The organism is Paraburkholderia sp. EB58 (assembly GCF_050436665.1).
GTDB lineage: Bacteria > Pseudomonadota > Gammaproteobacteria > Burkholderiales > Burkholderiaceae > Paraburkholderia.
The window spans coordinates 315,683-335,321 of record NZ_JBNDMQ010000004.1; the positions used below are offsets into that span (position 1 = coordinate 315,683).

The 19,639-nt window shown below is 62.9% G+C and carries 18 protein-coding genes; 2 read left to right on the plus strand and 16 right to left on the minus strand.

Translation table 11 applies throughout. The annotated features are described in order from the left end of the window. Positions 1-98: 98 nt before the first annotated feature. The 8 genes from P3T40_RS08640 to P3T40_RS08675 form a co-directional block, all read right to left on the minus strand. A complete protein-coding gene (locus P3T40_RS08640; RefSeq protein ID WP_429267261.1) occupies positions 99-986 on the minus strand; it encodes a LysR family transcriptional regulator in 888 nt (295 codons plus the stop codon). A 64-nt stretch (positions 987-1,050) separates the two neighbouring features. Beyond that, positions 1,051-1,830, minus strand: a complete 780-nt coding sequence (locus P3T40_RS08645) for an alpha/beta fold hydrolase (RefSeq protein WP_429267262.1) — start codon at positions 1,828-1,830, stop codon at positions 1,051-1,053. Positions 1,831-1,947: 117 nt separating this feature from the next. Continuing rightward, positions 1,948-3,336 (minus strand): MFS transporter, encoded by a 1,389-nt coding sequence (locus P3T40_RS08650; protein WP_429267263.1) that lies wholly within the window; start codon positions 3,334-3,336, stop codon positions 1,948-1,950. A 302-nt stretch (positions 3,337-3,638) separates the two neighbouring features. Beyond that, positions 3,639-4,445, minus strand: coding sequence for an HpcH/HpaI aldolase/citrate lyase family protein (locus P3T40_RS08655; RefSeq protein WP_429267264.1), 807 nt, complete (start codon positions 4,443-4,445; stop codon positions 3,639-3,641). After that, complete coding sequence (locus tag P3T40_RS08660; RefSeq protein ID WP_429267265.1) at positions 4,442-5,818, minus strand: MmgE/PrpD family protein; 1,377 nt, start codon at positions 5,816-5,818, stop codon at positions 4,442-4,444. Before P3T40_RS08660 ends, P3T40_RS08655 begins: the two co-directional genes overlap by 4 nt. 128 nt (positions 5,819-5,946) lie before the next feature. Then, complete coding sequence (locus P3T40_RS08665; protein WP_429267266.1) at positions 5,947-7,125, minus strand: CaiB/BaiF CoA transferase family protein; 1,179 nt, start codon at positions 7,123-7,125, stop codon at positions 5,947-5,949. Between the two features lie 19 nt (positions 7,126-7,144). Beyond that, entirely contained in the window at positions 7,145-8,308 is a 1,164-nt protein-coding gene (locus P3T40_RS08670; RefSeq protein ID WP_429267267.1) for an acyl-CoA dehydrogenase family protein, read from the minus strand. A gap of 70 nt (positions 8,309-8,378) precedes the next feature. Further along, the gene (locus tag P3T40_RS08675; protein ID WP_429267268.1) at positions 8,379-9,221 is read right to left on the minus strand and encodes an FAS1-like dehydratase domain-containing protein; all 843 of its coding nucleotides are present in this window, start codon (positions 9,219-9,221) and stop codon (positions 8,379-8,381) included. Between the two features lie 230 nt (positions 9,222-9,451). Between P3T40_RS08675 and P3T40_RS08680 the strand changes: the two genes are divergently transcribed. Continuing rightward, positions 9,452-10,237, plus strand: coding sequence for a 2OG-Fe(II) oxygenase (locus P3T40_RS08680; protein ID WP_429267269.1), 786 nt, complete (start codon positions 9,452-9,454; stop codon positions 10,235-10,237). Here the strand turns inward: P3T40_RS08680 and P3T40_RS08685 are convergent. Next, positions 10,222-11,157: a LysR substrate-binding domain-containing protein gene (locus P3T40_RS08685; RefSeq protein ID WP_429267270.1), complete on the minus strand. Its 936-nt coding sequence runs from the start codon at positions 11,155-11,157 to the stop codon at positions 10,222-10,224. The genes P3T40_RS08680 and P3T40_RS08685 overlap by 16 nt on opposite strands. 134 nt (positions 11,158-11,291) lie before the next feature. On the opposite strand from P3T40_RS08685, the gene P3T40_RS08690 reads away from it, so the two are divergent. Next, positions 11,292-12,386 carry a tartrate dehydrogenase gene (locus tag P3T40_RS08690; RefSeq protein ID WP_429267271.1) on the plus strand — a complete coding sequence of 365 codons (1,095 nt, stop codon included), beginning with the start codon at positions 11,292-11,294 and terminating at the stop codon, positions 12,384-12,386. 2 nt (positions 12,387-12,388) lie between these two features. Here P3T40_RS08690 and P3T40_RS08695 read toward each other — a convergent pair whose 3' ends face one another. From P3T40_RS08695 to P3T40_RS08725, 7 genes are all read right to left on the minus strand, one after another. After that, positions 12,389-12,805: a helix-turn-helix domain-containing protein gene (locus tag P3T40_RS08695; protein WP_429267272.1), complete on the minus strand. Its 417-nt coding sequence runs from the start codon at positions 12,803-12,805 to the stop codon at positions 12,389-12,391. A gap of 11 nt (positions 12,806-12,816) precedes the next feature. Continuing rightward, positions 12,817-13,971, minus strand: a complete 1,155-nt coding sequence (locus P3T40_RS08700) for an NAD(P)/FAD-dependent oxidoreductase (RefSeq protein ID WP_429267273.1) — start codon at positions 13,969-13,971, stop codon at positions 12,817-12,819. After that, a complete protein-coding gene (locus tag P3T40_RS08705) occupies positions 13,968-15,344 on the minus strand; it encodes an FAD-dependent oxidoreductase (RefSeq protein ID WP_429267274.1) in 1,377 nt (458 codons plus the stop codon). The genes P3T40_RS08700 and P3T40_RS08705 overlap by 4 nt, the downstream gene beginning before the upstream one ends. Further along, positions 15,326-15,634, minus strand: coding sequence for a (2Fe-2S)-binding protein (locus P3T40_RS08710; RefSeq protein ID WP_429267275.1), 309 nt, complete (start codon positions 15,632-15,634; stop codon positions 15,326-15,328). Before P3T40_RS08710 ends, P3T40_RS08705 begins: the two co-directional genes overlap by 19 nt. Positions 15,635-15,731: 97 nt before the next feature. Beyond that, on the minus strand, positions 15,732-17,009 hold the full coding sequence (locus P3T40_RS08715) for an NAD(P)/FAD-dependent oxidoreductase (RefSeq protein WP_429267276.1): 1,278 nt from the start codon (positions 17,007-17,009) through the stop codon (positions 15,732-15,734). A 23-nt stretch (positions 17,010-17,032) separates the two neighbouring features. Beyond that, positions 17,033-17,701: a haloacid dehalogenase type II gene (locus P3T40_RS08720; protein ID WP_429267277.1), complete on the minus strand. Its 669-nt coding sequence runs from the start codon at positions 17,699-17,701 to the stop codon at positions 17,033-17,035. A 447-nt stretch (positions 17,702-18,148) separates the two neighbouring features. Continuing rightward, positions 18,149-19,630: an aldehyde dehydrogenase family protein gene (locus tag P3T40_RS08725; protein ID WP_429267278.1), complete on the minus strand. Its 1,482-nt coding sequence runs from the start codon at positions 19,628-19,630 to the stop codon at positions 18,149-18,151. Between the last annotated feature and the right edge of the window lie 9 nt (positions 19,631-19,639).

The window sequence follows — 19,639 nt, forward strand, 5'->3', positions numbered from 1 at the left end:
GCTTGAACCGTCTGGTGAGGGGCGTCGAGCCCACTGGAGGCGGCGACGGGCCGCCCCTCGATCACAGACGGCTTTGTTTCTTATTGGAAAACACCCCCTCAAACATCCATCATCAAGCGATCGACGAGCGCCCGCGCGATCGGCGGCAGGTCCTTGACGCTGCGCACGCAGATTTTCAGCTTGCGCTCGGCCCACCCGTCGTTCAGGTGCACGAGGGCGATCTGCATGGTCTTCGCGTGACGCAGCGCGACAGACTCGGGCACGATGCCGATGCCCACGCCTGCTTCGATCATCCGGCAGGCGGCCTCAAAGTTGCCGACCTGGATGCGCAGTTTGAGCCGCACGCCCAGGGTGTCCGCAGCGCTCATCACGAACGCATGAATCGCGCTCGAGGTGGGCAAGCCGATGAAGTTGTCGTCGAGCGTCTGCGCGAAATCGACCGAAGGCTCGCGCGCGAGCGCATGGTCCTTCGACGTGACGAGGATCAGCCGATCGTCGCGATAAGGCAGCATCTCCAGATGCTCGGCATGCACGTTACCCGCGACGATGCCGATATCGGTGGCGCTGTCGGCCACGCCCTTGACGATCTCGCCGCTCAGCACTTCGCGCAGGTCGATGTTGACGTCAGGATGGTCGCGCAGGAAGTGGCTGAGTACCGTAGGCAGGAACTCGCTGATCGCGGTGGTATTGGCCCAGATCCGTACGTGGCCCTTGATCCCTTCGCCATACTCCTGCATGTCGCCGGCCAGATGCTCGACCCGTTCGAGCACAAGCCGCGCGTGATGCACAAATGCGTCGCCGGCGGGGGTGGGCGTCACACCCTGGCTGGTTCGATAGAGCAGCTTGAAGCCGAGTTGCTCCTCAAGATTCTTGATCCGGTTGCTTGCTGCAGGCGCAGAGAGATGAGAGCGTTCCGCGGCGCGCGCGAGGTTCTTCGTATCGGCAATGTTGACGATGAGCCGCAGGTCTACGAAATCAAAATGCATGATAAAGGCCGAAAAAGTGAGCGAGGGTGTGGAGTCAAAGTGAGGTGAAGTACCGTCGCTTTTCTCACGCGAACGCCAACAACTTCTCAGCCAGCGCGTCCGGCGCGCTAATCATCGCATCGTGCCCGCTTGCGATTTCATCCCACGTCCAATCCTTTTGCGTCTTGACGAAGTCGCGACTGCTTTGCAGCGGTCCGTATACCGGATCGACGCACTGGATATAGACCTTAGGCAGCGCGCCGCCAGGTGGTCCCTTTAGCACCATTGGGTCATCGAAGGTCTTCAACGGATGGGGGGTGCAGTGACGCTCGAGCAGAGCGACCTGGTCGGCTTCGAACACACCGAACGCACTCGCGGGCGGCACGGGGATCGTTAGCCCGTTGCTGGTTTCCATCGCCAGCTTCGTGCGCGCGGCGACGATCTCAGGAGCGAGCCGCGAAAATGCCGTCTCTCCAGCAGACAGCACGACGGCGTCGAGAAACACCAGTTGACGAATCCGCTGCGGCACACGGTCGGCGGCGCCGATCAAGGTCGTGCCGCCAAAACTGTGCCCAACGAGAATCACCTCAGATAGGTCGTGCCGTTCGAATACGTCGACGACGTCCTGGACGAACACCTGAAGGTCGATCTCCGGCGAAAGCAGATGGGCCCGCTCGCCGAGCCCACTGAGCGTCGGCGTAAATACCCGATGCCCGTGCGAGCGCAAGATCCGCGCGACCGCGTCCCAGCACCATCCACCGTGCCAGGCGCCGTGCACGAGCACGTAGGTGCTCGGCTTTGCACCGCGCGTCGTGCCGGTTACTGCGTTAGTGTTAGTCACTGCCGCGCGCGTTTTCTCAGACATAGCCAGGTTCCCCTCCTTCACGACACGTCAAACGTGTCCGGAAACCCAAGCTTATCTCCGCGGCAGCGACCTGGAAAGTCGGCCGAACGGCCTATCTCCCTTACCCCTTGGCAGCCACTACACTGCGCCACTCCCCAACGCTTCGCTCTCGCCCGCCTCTGACACGCTGATATCCGGCGAAATCTCTTCGAGTGTCTGCTGACTCGTCTCTATACGCAGCGCGAGAATCGCCACACTCAGCAACAGCAGCACGCCGCCCACCATTGCCACCACGCCCGTCACGCCGAAATGCGTGTACAAAAGGAGCGCCACATAAGGCGTCGTCATCGAAGCGGCCCGCCCGCAGGTCCCGGCGATACCCGTGCCGCGCAAGCGGTGCGTAGTCGGAAACAGCTCGGGGATATAGCCGAACAAACCCAGCGTGCACACCGTGTAGATCGTCGTGACCAGCGCAAAACCCATAATCGAAATCGCCGCCGGTGCGCGCATTTGCACATAGATCAAGCCGAGCACGATGGTCAGTAGCGAGAACAGCACGATGCCGTTGCGGCGTCCGATGCGATCCGTCACGAAGTAGCCAACCACTGCACCCATCGGCGCGCCGAACGACATCAGCAGCACGAAACCCAGCGATTGCACTATCGTCAACCCTTCCTTGACAAAGAAGGTGGGCAGCCACGCAACAAAGCCGTACAGCGACATATTGATGGCCATGCAGGTGAGCGCGGCCACCAGCGTGCGGCCAATCATCCCGCGCGCGAAGAGCGCCGACAGCGGCGCGGCAGGCACTTCGTGGCTCACCACGCGCGCCACTGGCGGCAACTTGCCGACGCGTGCCTCGACCTGCCGCTCGATTGCCGCGACAGTCGCCTCGGCTTCGTCCAGACGTCCAACCGTTTCAAGCCAGCGCGGCGATTCCGGCATCCGATGCCGCAGGAACCAGACGATCAGCGCGCCGATACCAGCAATCGCAAACATATAGCGCCAGCCCAGGTGCGGAATCACCCAGTAGCCGACTGCGGTTGCCCCAAGCAAACCCGAGTTGATGATCAGCGCCAGCAGCGAAGTCCAGCGCCCGCGCGTGGCCGGCGGCACGAACTCGCACAACGTGCCGGCCGCCACCACCAGTTCCGCACCGAGCCCGATACCCATCAAAAAGCGCAATAGGATCAGCCAGTAGATGTTCGGCGCAAAGCACGCAGCCAGTGAGGCGAGCCCGAAGATCGCCAGATTCGCCTGATAGGAATAACGCCGCCCGAAGCGGTCGCCCAGATAGCCCGACAGGCCTGCGCCGATCATCATGCCCATGAAGGTCGCGGAGATAAAGAACGAGCCGAGCCGCAAGTCGGTGAAGCCGCTTTTGACCATCGCCGCGAGCGAGCCGTTGGCCAGATAGATGTCGAAGGCGTCGAGGAACGCGCCGGCGCCGATCAGGCCGAGGATTTGCCAGTGAAAACGACTGATAGGCAGGCGGTCGAGCCGCGCGCCGGAATTGACGGTTGCCAAGCTGTGTCTCCTGATAACGCACACGCGGATGGGTCCGCGATCAACAGATCTTGCATGGCCGTCTTTGGAGGTGTGACGGCTCTGACGCGAGCTCTTGGGAGGCGCGGCTTCGATGGGCCATCGCCTGAATAGGCTAAGAGTGCAGTACCGGGCGCAGCGTGGGAATTGGCATTATTGGAAGCCGGTGTTTCGCTGGAGTTAATGAGGTGGGCGAAATGGGAGCGCCTGCCGTGAAGCTTCGGCTTGTGGTGCGGGTGCGGGCGCCGCCCGGCGCCTTATGAAGCGCCCCAGACACGTTCCGCTCAGTTCCGGCCCAAAATCCGCCGCGCCTTCAGGATTACCGGCAGATCGACCATCTTGCCGTCGACGGCCACCGCGGCGCCTTGACTCCCCTCCACCGCCTCCAGCACACGCGCTGCCCAAGCCTGATCCGCGTCACTCCACGCATACGCACGATGCACCGCATCAATCTGCTTAGGATGAATGCACAGCTTGCCGCCGAAGCCAAAACGGCGGCCGCGCCGCGCATCGGCTTCGATCGCGTCTGCATCGGTAATGGTGGTCGACACGCCGTCGACCGGCGCGCCGATACCCGCCAGCCGTGAGGCCAGCACGATCTGCGAGCGAAACAGGTGCAACTCCTCGCCGTCGCCATCGATGCCGAGATCGATCTGGAAATCGAGCGTCCCGAACACAATGCGGCTCACACGTGACGCAGAGCACAACGCCGCCAGATTCGCAAAGCCGCGTGCCGTTTCGACAATCGGCAGCACGGTGAGCGTCGCATGCGCGTGCGCCAGCACGGCGGCGATGTGTTCCTGCGTTTCGGCCTTCGGCAGCACAATGCCTGCAACGCCCGGATGGCCCGCGAGCGCGGCAACGTCATCGGCGAACCAGCGGGTATCGGAGCTGTTGATCCGCACCCATGCCGGCCGTGCCGCATCCGCCGCAGCTAAAACGGCTGCGCGCGCGGCCGGCTTTTCGTCGGGCTGAACGGCGTCCTCGAGGTCGAGGATCACCGCATCCGCGCCCGCCGCACGCGCCTTCTCGAAACGCTCCGGCCGGTTACCCGGCACAAACAGATACGAACGAGGCAGCGCGACACTCATGCGGTGACCTCCGCGTCGAACACGGCTTCGATGCGCGGCTGCGACGCGATTTGCCACGCAGTCTCCAGCAGCCGCGAAGCCTCCTCGTCCGACGCCGCGCCGGAAAACGTCGCCAGTCGCCGCAACTTGCTCTCGATTTCATCGCGCGACAGCGTATTGCCCGGGTCGCCTTTCGGCTCGTCGACGCGGCCTTGCAGCGTGCGGCCGTCTCCAGTCAGAACCGTCACCTTGCCGATCCAGCGGGCCGGGTACGCGCTGTCCACTTCGGCGTCGAAAGCCATCTCCACCTTGTCGCGGAAGGCGGCGATCGCGTCGGCGTCGAAGCCTTGCTCGAACTCAGTCACGCCGGCGTAGCCGTGATACGCGACCAGTCCCAGCACGGTGCCCATGTTGAATTTCGCCTGATGCACGGTGCGCGGCGTCACGACGGCGCCGAGCACGTCGATAGCGCCTTGATGCACGTGAGCCGTCACTTTCGCGATGTCCCGCGGCGCCAGACGGTGTTGCTGGATGACCGCGAGCAAAGCGTCCGCCGCCGGGTGGGTATGGCGGCAGGCCGCGTGGTACTTGAATGAAGTCTCGGCGATGGCCCAGCGGTTGCCGAGACGGTCGACCAGACGCGCGGGATCGGCGTCGCTCGACATGCCCGCCGCCATGCCCTGGGCGCCCTCAAGGATGTGGGTCGCGCCCTTAAAACCGTCGGCGGCGAGTTGGGCGGACATCAGGCCGTTCGCGGCGGCCATCGCCGTGTGGAGCTGTTTCGAATCGGCGGCGTCGCGCAGGAATTCCCACAGGCCGCTTGCCTGCGTGCCCGCCGAGCCGAACGCATCCAGCATTTGCGTCGGCGTCAGACCAAGCAGACGCCCAGCGGTCGCCGCAGCGGCCACGGTGCCGGCCGTGCCAGTGGTGTGAAACACCTTGTAGTGCGAACGGCCGAGAAACTCTCCGATGCGAATGCCCACCTCGTAACCCGCCACTGCCGCCGCGATGAACTCACGCCCCGACGCGCGGTTCGCCTGCGCCAGCGCAAGCGCTACCGGGAACACCACCGTCGCCGGATGAAATACCGAGCCGTTGTGCACATCGTCCTGCTCGGCGAAGTGCGATGCGGCGCCGTTCACCATCGCGGCAAAATATGGCGTCGTGCGGGTGCGGTTGATCAGGATCTCGCACGGATCATCCGCCTGGCCGCCACCGGCCTGGCGCGCAAAACGGGCAATCGTCTCAACTGGGCGCGCGCCTTTTCCGGCGAGCGCCGAACCTAGCCAGTCCACGTACAGATTGACGGTGCGCTCCACAACCGCCGCGGGAATAGCGTCAAAGTCCAGTTGCGCGGCGAAGGTCGCCAGCGTGAGGCTTGGATGATCGTTCATGATGGGATCGGATCTGCGTGGGGTTCGTAGGGTTCGCTGGTGACGCCGCTTGCGCCATCTCGCCGTGGCTCCGGATAGCACTTCCGGGTCGGCGCCATCGGCATGGCAGACGTCATAAGCGAGCGGAATCAGATGGTGCCGGACGCACGCAGCGCTTCGATCTGCGCGCTGTCGTAACCGAGTTCGCGCAGGATCGCGTCGGTGTGCTCGCCGAGTGCCGGCACCGGATCCATGCGCGGCTCGAAGCTCGTGGGCAGACCCGGTGGCAACAACGCGGGAATCGTCCCCGCCGGCGTGCCGACGTCTTGCCAGCGCTCGCGTGCCGCCAATTGCGGATGCACCCAGACATCATTGAGCGTATTCATCTGCGCGTTGGCGATGCCCGCTGCCTCGAGTCGCTCGATCACCTGAGCCGCAGTCAGTGGCACAAACGCCTCGACAATCACCGCGCGCAGCGCTTCACGTTCCGACGTGCGCCTGGAATTCGATGCAAAGCGTGGGTCAGTAGCGAGTTCAGGCTGCACGAGCACCCGGTCGCAAAACAGCTTCCATTCGCGCTCGTTCTGCAGGCCGAGCATCACTGTCTTGCCATCGCCGGCGGGGAACGGACCGTAGGGATAGATCGTCGCGTGCGCAGCGCCGGAAAGGGCAGGCGGTGTCTGACCGTCCATGGCGTAGTAAAGCGGATAACCCATCCACTCGACCATGCTCTCGAGCATCGACACATCGATGCGGCAACCCCGTCCCGTGCGCGGTCGCAGCAACAGTGCGCTCAGGATGTTCGAATACGCGTACATGCCCGCCGCGATATCCGCGATCGAGCAACCCGCCTTCGCTGGCTCACCTGGCGAACCCGTAATCGACAGAAAACCGGATTCGCTTTGAATCAGCAGGTCGTAGGCCTTCTTGTCGCGATACGGACCGTCCGCGCCGTAGCCGGAAATATCGCAGACAATCAGTCGCGGATACTTTTCGCTCAACTTCTCATAGCCCAGACCCAGGCGGTCTGCTGCACCTGGAGCGAGATTCTGCACGAGCACATCTGCGTCGGCGACCAGCGCGTCGAGAATCTTCGCGGCCTCCGGCTGCTTGAGATCGAGTGCGAGGCTTTCCTTCGAGCGATTGGTCCAGACGAAATGCGACGACAAGCCATGCACGCGTTCATCGTAGCCGCGCGCGAAATCGCCTACGCCCGGGCGCTCCACCTTGATCACGCGGGCGCCGAGATCGGCGAGCTGACGCGTACAGAACGGCGCCGCGATGGCATGCTCGAGTGTGACGACCTTGATACCGTCGAGAGGTCTCATTGATGCTTCACCTTCACGATCAGAACGAACGCGGCAAGCCGAGAATATGCTCGGCCACGTACGACAGAATCAGGTTTGTCGAAATTGGCGCAACCTGATACAGGCGCGTTTCGCGGAACTTGCGTTCCACGTCGTATTCGCACGCAAAACCGAAGCCGCCGTGGAATTGCAGACAGGCGTTGGCCGCCTCCCACGAGGCGTCGGCGGCCAGCAGCTTCGCCATGTTCGCCTGCGCGCCGCACGGCTCATGCGCGTCGAACCGGCGCGCCGCTTCGAAACGCATCAGGCTCGCGGCTTCGACGTTGATGAACGAGCGCGCAATCGGAAACTGCACGCCCTGGTTCTGCCCGATCGGACGGCCAAACACGACGCGTTCTTTCACATATGCGGACACCTTGTCGACAAACCAGTAACCGTCGCCAATACATTCCGCCGCGATCAGCGTGCGTTCGGCGTTCAGCCCATCAAGGATGTATTTGAAGCCCTGCCCTTCCTCACCGATCAGGTTTTCCGCGGGGATTTCGAGGTTGTCGAAGAACAGTTCGTTGGTCTCGTGATTGACCATGTTCAGGATCGGCTGCACGGTCAGGCCGTGGCCGATCGCCTCGCGCAGATCGAGGATGAAGATCGACATGCCTTCGGACTTTTTCTTCACATCGGCGAGCGGCGTGGTGCGCGCCAGCAGGATCATCAGGTCCGAGTGCTGCACCCGCGAAATCCACACCTTCTGGCCGTTGATCACGTAGCGGTCGCCACGCCGCTCGGCGGTGGTCTTGATCTTCGTCGTATCGGTGCCGGTGGTGGGTTCGGTCACGCCCATCGATTGCAGACGCAAATCGCCACTCGCGATCTTCGGCAGATACTTGCGCTTCTGCTCGGCCGAGCCGTGGCGCAGCAGCGTTCCCATGTTGTACATCTGTCCGTGGCACGCGCCCGAATTGCCGCCTGCGCGATTGATTTCCTCCATGATGACCGAGGCTTCAGTCAGACCCAGTCCCGAGCCGCCGTATTCTTGTGGAATCAGCGCGGCGAGCCAGCCCGCTTTGGTCAGCGCATCGACAAAGGCTTCGGGGTAGCCACGCGCTTCGTCGATCTTGCGAAAGTATTCGCCGGAAAACTGCTGGCACAGATCGCGAACGGCTTCGCGAATATCCTGGAAAGAATCCTGTTGCGTCGTTTGCATGGAAATCGGGTTCAAAGGAAAGCGGTGAAGGTCAACGGTCCGTCAATACAGCAGCCCAGCGTTCCAACGCTCAGGCCAGTGCGGCGGTTGCGCGCATGGTCAGATAGCCCTCATGGTCTTTGGCCCACAGGTCGAGGGTCTTGCCATCGTCAGACGGTTTGCCGCACACCGTAAACGGCCGGTTGGCGAAAGTGGGACGCAGCGCCTTGAAGGCGAAGCTTTGCAGCGTGGCGTCGGGCAATTCGCGGCGCACGAGGTCGACCAGCAGCGTCGCAATCAGCGGACCATGCACGATCAGATCGGGATAACCCTCGACCTCGGTCACATACGGATAGTCGTAATGGATGCGATGGCCGTTGAAGGTCAGCGCTGAATAGCGGAACAGCAACAGGGGATCGGTATGGATGGTGCGCCGCCACGTTTCGCCTTCCGGCGCAGGCGCCGCTTTCGGCGGAGGTGCATCCGGATGCGGCGCGTCGCGATAGACGATGTCGTGCTCTTCCTCGATCTTCAACTCGCCAGCGACCTCAACGGTGTGCTGCACGGTGACGAACACGAGGCGGCCTGAGCGGCCTGTTTTGTCCTCGATATTCGCAATCGTCGAAGTGCGGACAGCACGCTCGCCCACCTTCAGCGGCTCATGGAACGTGAGTCGCCCACCGGCCCACATGCGGCGCGGCAACGGCACCGGCGGCAGGAAAGCGCCGCGCTTCGGATGCCCGTCCGGACCGGCCTCTTCCAGAGGCGAAATGGGCAAGAAATACAGCCAGTGCCACAGCGGCGGCACGACATCGCCCGCTTCGCTCCGGTCAAGCGTCGCCGCCATCGCCTTCAGCGGAAAGGCCGTGATGTCGTCTTTGACGACCTCCTGCTTTTCGAGCCAGGCGTCGAGGTTCTGGGCTGAAGCAGACATGCGCGGTACTCCGGAAAGGCTTAATAGGGTCCTACTATGAACCTTGCGGTGCATTCCGCGAAGTTCGCATTTCTGAAGCGGGCCTTTGGTTTTGCTTAAGACGACGGCCTCAAAGCTCGTGACTGGCCGCCCGGGGCGGAGTTCCGTCGAATTGAAGAGCAAGACCCGGAGTGTCTGGCGTCGCGAGCTTTCTTACACTAAGCCTATTGAAGCAGATTTCGGATCCGAGCATGAATACCGTACTGAAGCCCCTTCCCGGCCGCGGACGCGTCACAGATACAAAGGGCGTTTCGACTGAAGCGTCGAACAAGGACCTGGCGCAGCGCATCAACGCCGTGGATTGGCACGACGTCGAAGAGGATCTAAACCAGCACGGCAGCGCGATGCTGCCCGGTCTCCTGTCCGCGAAGGAATGCGACGCTCTCGCCGCGCTCTATGCACGCGACGAGCTGCATCGCAGCCGTGTCGTGATGGCGCGGCACGGTTTTGGGCGAGGCGAATACAAGTACTTCGACTATCCGCTGCCCGACCTGGTCGATGCGCTGCGGACGTCCGTGTATCCGCGTCTCGCGCCGGTAGCCAACCGGTGGAACGAAATCATGCGCATCGACGTGCGTTACCCGGCCCAGCATGCCGATTTCATCCAGCGCTGCCACGCCGCCGGCCAGCTCAGGCCAACGCCCCTTATCCTGCAGTACTGCAAGGACGACTACAACTGCCTGCATCAGGATCTGTACGGCGAGCATGTGTTTCCGCTGCAACTCGCCATTCTGCTGTCCGAACCGGGGGAGGACTTCACAGGTGGGGAGTTTGTGATGACCGAGCAGCGGCCGCGCATGCAGTCACGCGTGGAGGTCGTGCCGCTGCGTAAAGGCGATGCCGTGGTGTTCGCGGTTCATCACCGGCCTGTGCAGGGCACCCGCGGCAGTTATCGTGTCAATCTGCGTCACGGCGTGAGCCGTCTGCGTTCTGGACACCGGCACACGCTAGGCGTGATCTTTCATGATGCGTTGTGAGCGGGTGCGTGCTCCGGCGAGGCGTCCCACCCCTTGAACTCCTCCACCAGAAAGTCCACACAGGCCCGTACTTTCGCTGAACTCGCGCGGCGTTCCGGATAGACCGCCCACACATTCGCAGGCTGCGACGCCTGCGGCAGCACTTGCACCAAGGTGCCGTTTGCGAGCAACGGCGCGACGTCCCAGATCGAGCGCAGCACGATGCCGTACCCCGCCACCGCCCATTGCACCGCGATTTCACCGTGATTGCTCGACAGCGGCCCGGTGACCTTCAACTGCGACTCGTCGCCGTTGACCGTCAGCCGCCATACGCCGAACGGGTGATCGCGCTCTTTGATGACGAGGCAACGATGTGCCGCGAGGTCGCTTAACTCGCGTGGTTTGCCGTGGCGCTCCAGATACGCCGGCGCGGCGCACAGCACGCGATGATTCGACGCCAGCTTTCGCGCGATCAAATGTGACGCAATCTCGTCGCCGATCCGCACATCCACATCGAAGCCTTCGGCCGCCACATCGACGATCCGATCGAACAGGTCCAGACGCACGTTCAACTGCGGATACGCGGCCGACAATCGCGCTACCGCGGGCGCGACCACATGCCGGCCGAAGCCGAAGCTACTGGAAATGCGCAGCGTGCCGCTCGGAGTACGCCGTGCGGTGGACACGTCCTCCACCAGATGCTCGACGTCATCGAGAATCTTCTCTGCCCACGCGAAGACCTGCGCGCCCGCCTCGGTGATCGTCACCTGGCGGGTGGAGCGATGCAGCAAACGCGTGCCGAGGTCGGCTTCGAGCATCGCGACGCGCTTGCTGACGAATGCGGGCGACACGCCCAGCAATTCGGCCGTGGCGCTGAAACTGGCGTGCCGGGCCACCGCGCAAAACACGCGCAGGTCGGCGAGATTGGGAGATTTATTCACGATTCGTGGAAAGTGGATTAACCGGTAGAAGGCTGTTGCGCCTCGTCTGGATGAATAAGAATGGGTCAGTCGCGCGGCCTCCCCGCGCATTGTCCTCTTTCAACGGCCCAACGCCATTTCTCTGGACGTTCGACATGACCAGCAAACAACATCGCATCGCCGTGATCCCCGGCGACGGCATCGGCAAGGAAGTCATGCCTGAGGCTCTGCTCGTCCTCGACGTAGTCAGCCGCCGCTTCGGCATCGAACTCTCGTACAAGCAGATCGATTGGGCCAGTTGCGACTACTACGCGCAGCACGGTCAGATGATGCCCGATGACTGGAAAGCCCAGCTCGCCGATTGCGATGCCATCCTGTTTGGCGCCGTAGGTTGGCCCGACACCGTGCCCGATCATATTTCGCTGTGGGGCTCGCTGCTCAAGTTCCGCCGCGAATTCGACCAGTACGTGAATCTGCGTCCGGCACGCACCTTCGAAGGCGTGCGCTCGCCGCTCGCCGCCCATAACGCGCAGGGTATCGACTTCTTCATCGTGCGCGAGAATACCGAGGGCGAATATTCATCGGTGGGCGGTACGATGTTCGAGGGCACCGAGCGCGAAGTGGTGATGCAGCAGTCCATCTTCACGCGCCACGGCACCAATCGCGTCCTGAAGTTCGCCTTCGATCTCGCGCAGCGCCGCGCCCGCCGTCACGTGACAGTCGCCACCAAGAGCAACGGCATCGCGATCAGCATGCCGTGGTGGGACGAACGCGCTGCCGAAGTGGCCGCCACCTACCCGGATATCACGTGGGACAAGCAGCATATCGATATCCTGTGCGCGCGTTTCGTGCTGCAGCCGCAGCGCTTCGATGTTGTGGTGGCCTCCAACCTGTTCGGCGACATCCTCTCGGATCTCGGTCCGGCATGCACGGGCACGATTGGGATCGCGCCGTCCGCGAACCTGAATCCCGAGCGGCGTTTCCCGTCGTTGTTCGAACCGGTGCACGGCTCGGCGCCGGACATCGCCGGCCAGCATATCGCCAATCCCGTGGCCATGATCTGGTCGGCGGCCATGATGCTCGATTTCCTCGGCGAAGGGGCGGGCGCTGAACACGACGCGCATGAAGCGATTGTCGCGGCGATTTCCGAAGTGCTGAAGCAGGGGCCGCATACCCGCGATATGGGCGGCAACGCGTCGACGAACGAGATTGGTGCTGCAATTGCAGAGCGGGTTGGAAACTACGCTTGACCTCAGCTACTCGCCGCGAGATACGCGCTAGGCGTGGTTCCCACCGCACGCTTGAAATGCCGCCCCAAATGGCTCTGATCGAAGAAACCCACCTCAGCCGCCACGATTGACGGCGGCAAGCCCCTGCGCAACAGACGCTGCGCGTGCCGGATTCTGACCATGCACACATAACGATGCGGCGAGATTCCCACCTCCGCGCGGAACAACGCAGCAAAGCGCGACACGCTCAGCTCTGCTTTCGCGGCTAACGTCGCAAGCGTCACCGGCTGAGAAAACGACGCTTCGATGAATTCGATCGCCCGCTCGATCGACCGTGTCGCGCGACGCGGCTTGCCGAGTGTGGTGGATAGCGTGAGCAATGCGGCCGGCGCTTCGCCGGTCGTATCGTCTGCAAACATGCCTACGGGGTCGGTCAGCATGATCTCGATTCCTATGCGGCCTGCTGCGCCTGGGTAGCGACCGCAGCGAAGCGACGAATATCGAAGGGTTCCAGCGGCGTGCTCGTCGCGCCGGTATCGATCAGTTCAGCCATCGTGTCGCCGACGCCCGGTCCAAGTTGAAAACCGTGTCCGCAGAAACCAAACGCGTAATACAGGCCGCTGACATTGCCGCTCGCCCCCATGATGGGCCGGTCGTCCGGCATATAGCCTTCAATGCCGCTCCACACGCGGATGATATTGAGCTTCGACAGCGCCGGCGCCAGCCGATGCATCTGGCGAAACTGCAACAAGGTGTTCTGCGGCAACACATACGCACGCCGCACGTCCAGGTAAGCGGGCCCGCGAGCACAGCCACCCATCACGATGTTGCCGCGTTTAACCTGTCGGAAATACAGCACTTCCTCAATATGCGGCGACGACACGCCCACGACCGGCTGGATCCCATACGTGGTCGGTTCGGTCACGGCCATTTGCGGACCATGCACGGCGATCGGCACCGGCTCGCCAAACTGTTCGCTCAGAAGACTGCCCCATGCCCCCGCCGTCACTAACAACTGGGGTGCATGGAATGTACGTCCATCGGTACTGGTGGCGCGAAATTCCACGCCTTCTTTTTCGACGGTCGTAATCTCAGTGTTCTCGACGATATGCGCACCGAGACGCGCAGCGGCACGGCCGAATGCGGGCGCCGCAAGTCGCGGATTCGCATGGCCATCCTTCTCCGAATACGATGCAGACAGCACTTCGGGGCCAAGGAATGGAAAACGTGCTTTCATTTCAGCGCCGCGAAAGAGGTCGAGCTTCAGCCCGTACTGGGCGGCCTCTTTCGCGTAGACCTCGAACTGATCAGCCTGCTCTTCCCGGTAGCACACGCGAATATGGCCCGACATCAGAAACTCTGCGTCGTGTTGGATCAGTTCAGGCAGCTTGCCCCAGATCTCGCGCGAGCGATTCGCAAGCGGTAGTTGCGGCAGAAAACGCCCTTGGCGCCGCACATTACCGAAGTTAGCGCCGCTCGCCTGCTGCCCCACGAGCCCGCGCTCGAGCAGAATCACCGAGCGGCCACGCTGGCGCAGGAAAAATGCGGTGGCCGCGCCCATGATGCCGCCACCGACAATGATCACATCTGCTTGCGAGCGGCTCATTCGACCTCCTCAACGGTAGCGATCGAAAGCGGCTTAACGGGCGCCTGTCCGCGCAGCCGGCCGACCATTTCAACTGGCACTCCTGCCGCATCCGCGATGATTTCCGCAGCCGCGTGGCCGCAATAACGTCCCTGGCAGCGCCCCATGCCAACACGGCTAAAAGCCTTCGCGCGATTCGCCTCGCAAGCGCCTTCGTCGAGGGTCACGCGACGCAATTCGCCGACTGTGATGCCTTCGCAACGGCACACCACCGTGTCGTCCGACAGTCGCGCCGCCTGGGCGGCGGGCCACGGAAAAGCTTCCACTAGACCAAGCCGGAAGCGGTCCATTCTCTGTTGCTGACGTTTCAACTCGTCCACTATCGAAGCGGCAATCGTATGGCCAAAGTCCGATAGTGCTGCGTAGGCGGCAAGACTACCGGCCAGTTCGGCGCCATCGGCACCGAGCACACGCACACCGTCTCCCGCGAGATACACGCCCGCTTCCGAGCTACGGCCCAGTTCGTCGATCTGCGGCAACCATTGGCGGGTCGGCTCATCGAAGCGGAACGCACAGCGCGCGAGATCGGCGAGTTGGGTTTCCGGGCGCAGGTGATAGCCGAGCGCCACCGCGTCGCAGGTAATCTGTTGCTCGCGGCCGCTAGCGTCGCGATACTTCACGCCTTGCACGCCGGCGGCGTCGGTACCGACGATCTCCATCGGTTCGATGCCATTCACGACTGCTACCCCAGCCTTTTTCAACGAAGATACCAGCGCTGCGCCCTTCTTCAGCACATCGGGGCGTGCAAGCAGCTTCGGCAACGCACGCAGGCGCTGAGCGAACTTCGACGTATCGAGTACGGCCGCCACTTGCACGCCCGCCTGCACGTATTGACTCGCCACCAGATACAGCAGTGGCCCCGAGCCCATGAACACCACCTTGCGGCCGATCGAAACCGCTTGCGACTTCAGCGCGATCTGCGACGCCCCTAGACTGTAGGTGCCGGCAAATTGCCAGCCCTTTACCGGCATCAAACGGTCGGTGGCGCCGGGGCACAGGATCAGCGCGTCATAAGGCAGCGCACTGGCATGCCCTTCGTGCACGATATGCAGCTTGCGCTCAGCCACATTCCACGCGAGCGTGTTGGGCCGGTAGTCGGTCTGTGCGCGCAGCCGCTCGAACGTCGTATGCAAGTCCTCGGCACGGGCCGCTTCGGTGCCGTACAGTTTCGTATAGGGACGCCCGAAGTTCTCCGGCTGCCGGCGATAGATCTGGCCGCCATCGCGACGGCTTTCGTCGATGACGATCGGGCTGATGCCCGCGGCCAGCAACGTCTGCGCACAGCGCACCCCAGCCGGCCCGGCGCCGACGATGATTACACGAGGTTGGCCCATTGCGCCTCCGCTTGAGTCGTGACAATCTGCAGTCCTTCGCTGACCACAGTCGTACAAGCGCGCAACCGCTCGCCCTCTGCGGTCCAAACCCAGCAGTCCTGACAAGCACCCATCAGACAAAATCCCGCGCGCACTTCGTTGCCGAATTCGGACTGACGTACATGGTCCACCGAGCAGAGCATCGCCACCAACAGCGTATCGCCAGCGAGTGCCTCGACATCCTTGCCGTCCACGCGAATCCTGACAGTCTTGCGTCCAGTCTCGCCCAGGCGGATGAATCGTCCGTTCATGCTGTTGCTCCCTTGGTCGACCTCAGCGTGGGTGGGAAACACTGCTACGGCGCTCCGTGGCGCCGCAGCAAACAACGTGCACTGCCCATGCATCGATTCAATGCAGAATGTCCTGCAAGCGGTAATACGCACCGACGAGCGGCAGGAACCATGCGTGGCCGAAATGGCCGGGAATTGCAGGCCATTCGAGCTTGTGCCACGGATTACGCGTAGCGGCGCCGAACATCACATCGGCCATTACGCGTCCCATATGGACCGACATCTGCACACCGTGCCCGCTATAGCCCATCGAGTAAAACAATCCTTCATGTTGGCCCGCGCGCGGCAGCCGGTCGGCCGTCATGTCGACGAGGCCACCCCAGCAGTAATCCAGCCGCACGTCGTCGAGCTTCGGAAAATAGCCGGCAAGTCCGGCGCGTAAAATCCGGCCGCTCTTTTCATCCGATTGCGGGTTCGACATCGCAAAGCGTGCCCGGCCGCCGAACAGCAGGCGGTTGTCCGCGGTCGCCCGAAAGTAATTGCCGATGTTACGCGTGGTCACATAGGCACGCCGCTTCGGCACAAGCTCGTCTAGTTGGGCGGTCGTCAACGGTTCGGTGACGACGATGAAGCTCCCGACCGGCGCAACACGCCGTCGAAACCACTGCAGCGGCCCAATCTGCGAAGCCCCCGTCGCGACCAGCACACGTCCAGCCCGGATCGTGCCGAACTCGGTCGTCACTTCGTAGCGTTCGTCGTCGAGACGCTTCAAACCCGTCACCGGTGTGTGCTCGAAAATGCGCGCACCGTGTTTTGCCGCGGCGGTGGCGAGGCCCACACCGAACTTGCCCATATGCATCTGCGCACCGTTACGCTGCACGAGGCCGCCATAGAAACCGTCCGAGCCGACCTCTTCGCGAATCCGTTCAGGTGGAATCAGTTCGACGTCCGAATCGACATTGCGCACCAGCGATTCGTAGGTTTTCTCGAGCTTTTCGTAATGCTGGGGCTTAGCAGCGAGCTTGATCTTGCCGCCGCGAAAGAAGTCGCAATCGATCTTCTCTTCGCTGACGATCGAGGCCACGGTCGCCACTGCGCTCTCATACGCACGATAGAAATCGCGAGCGTTGTCGGCACCGATGCGCGCGGCCAGCGACGCGTAGTCGTGGGCAAGACCGGTGTTGCACTGGCCGCCGTTGCGGCCCGACGCCTCGCCGGCGATGCGCCCGGCCTCCAGCACAGTCACCGGAATGCCGCGCTTCGCGAGTTCGAGCGCGGCGGACAGGCCAGTGAAGCCGCCGCCGATCACGACCACATCAGAGCCGCCCTCAACCGGGCCTTGCTGCCCGTGAAGAAACGGCGGAGCGGTATCGAGCCAGTACGAATCGAGCTTCATCAGGGTCCTTCGCGCTTCAGGGCTTAAAGACCGACGACGCCGGCCAGGCCGCCGATGTCCTTGATCTCAGTGTAGTTGTAGTACGGCGTGGACGGTTCGTGACCGCGCGCGACGAACACCTTGTTCTTTATACCCAGATCATTGGCCGACATCAGGTCGTAGCGCAGGCTAGACGACACATGCAGGATGTCTTCCGGGCCGCAGCCGAGGTTATCCAGCATGTATTCGAAGGCTTGCAGACGCGGCTTATAGGCCTGCGCCATTTGCGCGGTGTACACGGCGTGGAACGGCGCGCCGAGCTTGTCGACATTGCTCTGGATCTGGTCGTTCGAGGCATTCGAGAGAATCACCAGCGGGATTTTCTTCGCCACCTTGGCGAGGCCTTCCGGCACGTCCGGATGCGGCCCCCAGGTCGGCACGGCGTCGTAGAAGCGCTGCGCTTCTGCGTCGTCGTAAGCGAGGTTCCAGCGCTTTAGCGTGCGGCGCACGGCATTCTTCACGACTTCCTGATACGGCTTCCATGCGCCGAGCACTTCATCGATGCGGAACGCAGCGAAGTCGCGAACGAACTGTTCCATCTGCTCGGCGTTGACGCGGTCGGCGAAGATTTCGCGGGCCATGTCGCCCATGCGGAAACGGGTCAAAGTGCCGTAGCAATCGAAGGTGATGTATTTGGGCCTGAAGCGGGTCATGTCAATGTCCTGTGGTCGGCAAGTGTCAGCGTTGGGCAGCGCTAAGAAGCGGCCGTTACATGCGCGGCGATGGCTGCTGAAATGAATTACACCACCCCAAAAAATCCGGGTTGTCGTGTTGTGGGCGCCGCTGAACACACAATCCGCCGTTTTTTGCCGCCCTCGCAGCACACTATGCGGCAGCACTTAGGGGTGCCTGCGATGCGTTCTCGTGGTGTGAGTATGTCCTGATGCAGACGTTCAGAACGAGGACCATTCAAGGCTCTGCGGGGAGGCTGGCAAATCGGCGCAAACACCGGCAGAAATGACGACGGCCGCGTCGGAAATCGTCGCGGCCGTATTGGCAAGCTGGAAATGCGGATTTCAGCAGCAGATCGTGCTGCACGCCGGGGGGCTTAGGTATGAGGTTTGGCCGGCGTGGGCGCTCTCAGGTTCGGCACGGCAAGTTCAGGCGCCTTGGTTCAGATCGATCAGCACGCTCTTGAAACGCAGATTCGCTTCGAACGCCTGACGTCCCAGATCCTTGCCGAGTCCGGATTGCTTGTAGCCGCCGGTGGGAATGACGAAATCGGCAGTCCGTCCATAGCGGTTGATCCACACCGTGCCCGCTTCGATACTGCGCATCGCCCGTAGCGCGCGGCTCAGATTCACCGTATGCACGCCCGAGGCAAGTCCGTACTTTTCGTGGCTGGCGAGCGCGAGCGCTTCGTCTTCGCTGTCGAAGGTCTGCACCGTCAACACCGGGCCGAACACTTCTTCACGCACGGCCTCAGAGGCCGCGGTCACATGGGTCAGGATGGTGGGCGCATAGAAGGCGCCTTCGCCCGCAACCGGCAACCGCCTGCCGCCCGCCGCGATCTGCGCACCCTGCTCGACGCTGCGCGCGACGATGCCTTCGATACGTTGTGCCTGTTTCGCCGAAATGATCGGCGGCAGCGTGGTGCCGGTGGCCCACGTGTGGCCGGGCTTCAATGCGGCGAATGCGGACGCGATGCCGTCGATCAGGCGCGGCGCAGCCGAACGCTCGACGATCAGCCGCGAGCCGGCGACGCACACCTGACCGGCATTACCGGCAATCGCACCGGCGACGCGGCGCGCCACCAGATCGAGATCGGGGGCGTCCGCAAACACGATTTGCGGACTCTTGCCGCCGAGTTCGAGCGTGACGGGCTTGGTGCCGGTCTGCGCACACGCCATCATGATTGCCGCGCCGGTCTGGCTCGAGCCGGTGAAGGTCACCTTGGCAATCTTCGGATGACGCACCAGTGCGTCGCCCGTGATGCGTCCATCGCCTTGCACGACGTTGAAGATGCCTGGCGGAATGCCTGCGGCGATGGCCAGTTCGGCAAGGCGCAGCACCGAGAACGGCGTCATCTCTGAAGGCTTCAGCACCACCGCATTGCCGGCCGCCAGCGCCGGGGCAATCTTCCACGACGCCATCACCAGTGGGAAATTCCACGGAGCGATGGCGCCGATCACGCCATACGGCTCGGCGACGATCATGCCGAGATGGTCCGGGCGGGTTGCTGCGACTTCGCCGCCGATCTTGTCGGCGAATTCCGAGTAGAAGCGGATCCCTTCGGCGGTGAACGGCACGTCCCACTGCGCGGCGTCGCGAATCGGCCGGGTCGAGCCGACTGACTCCAGACGCGCCAGCGTCTCGACATCCGCTTCGATCAGGTCGGCCCAGCGGCGCAGCGTGCGGGCGCGTTCACGCGGCGCGCGGCGAGCCCAGTCGCTGGTTTTGAAGGCGTGCCACGCATCTTCGACAGCACGATCCACCAGCTCGGCATCGGCCACCGGCAAATCGGCGTACACCGCGCCGTCCGACGGGCGCATCACATCGAGCGCAGCGGCGCCGTCCACGTAGCGGCCGCCAATAAAGTGCGCGCTGCGCACGGCAATCAGAGCGGGATCGAAGCTGTCCATTGTGTCCAT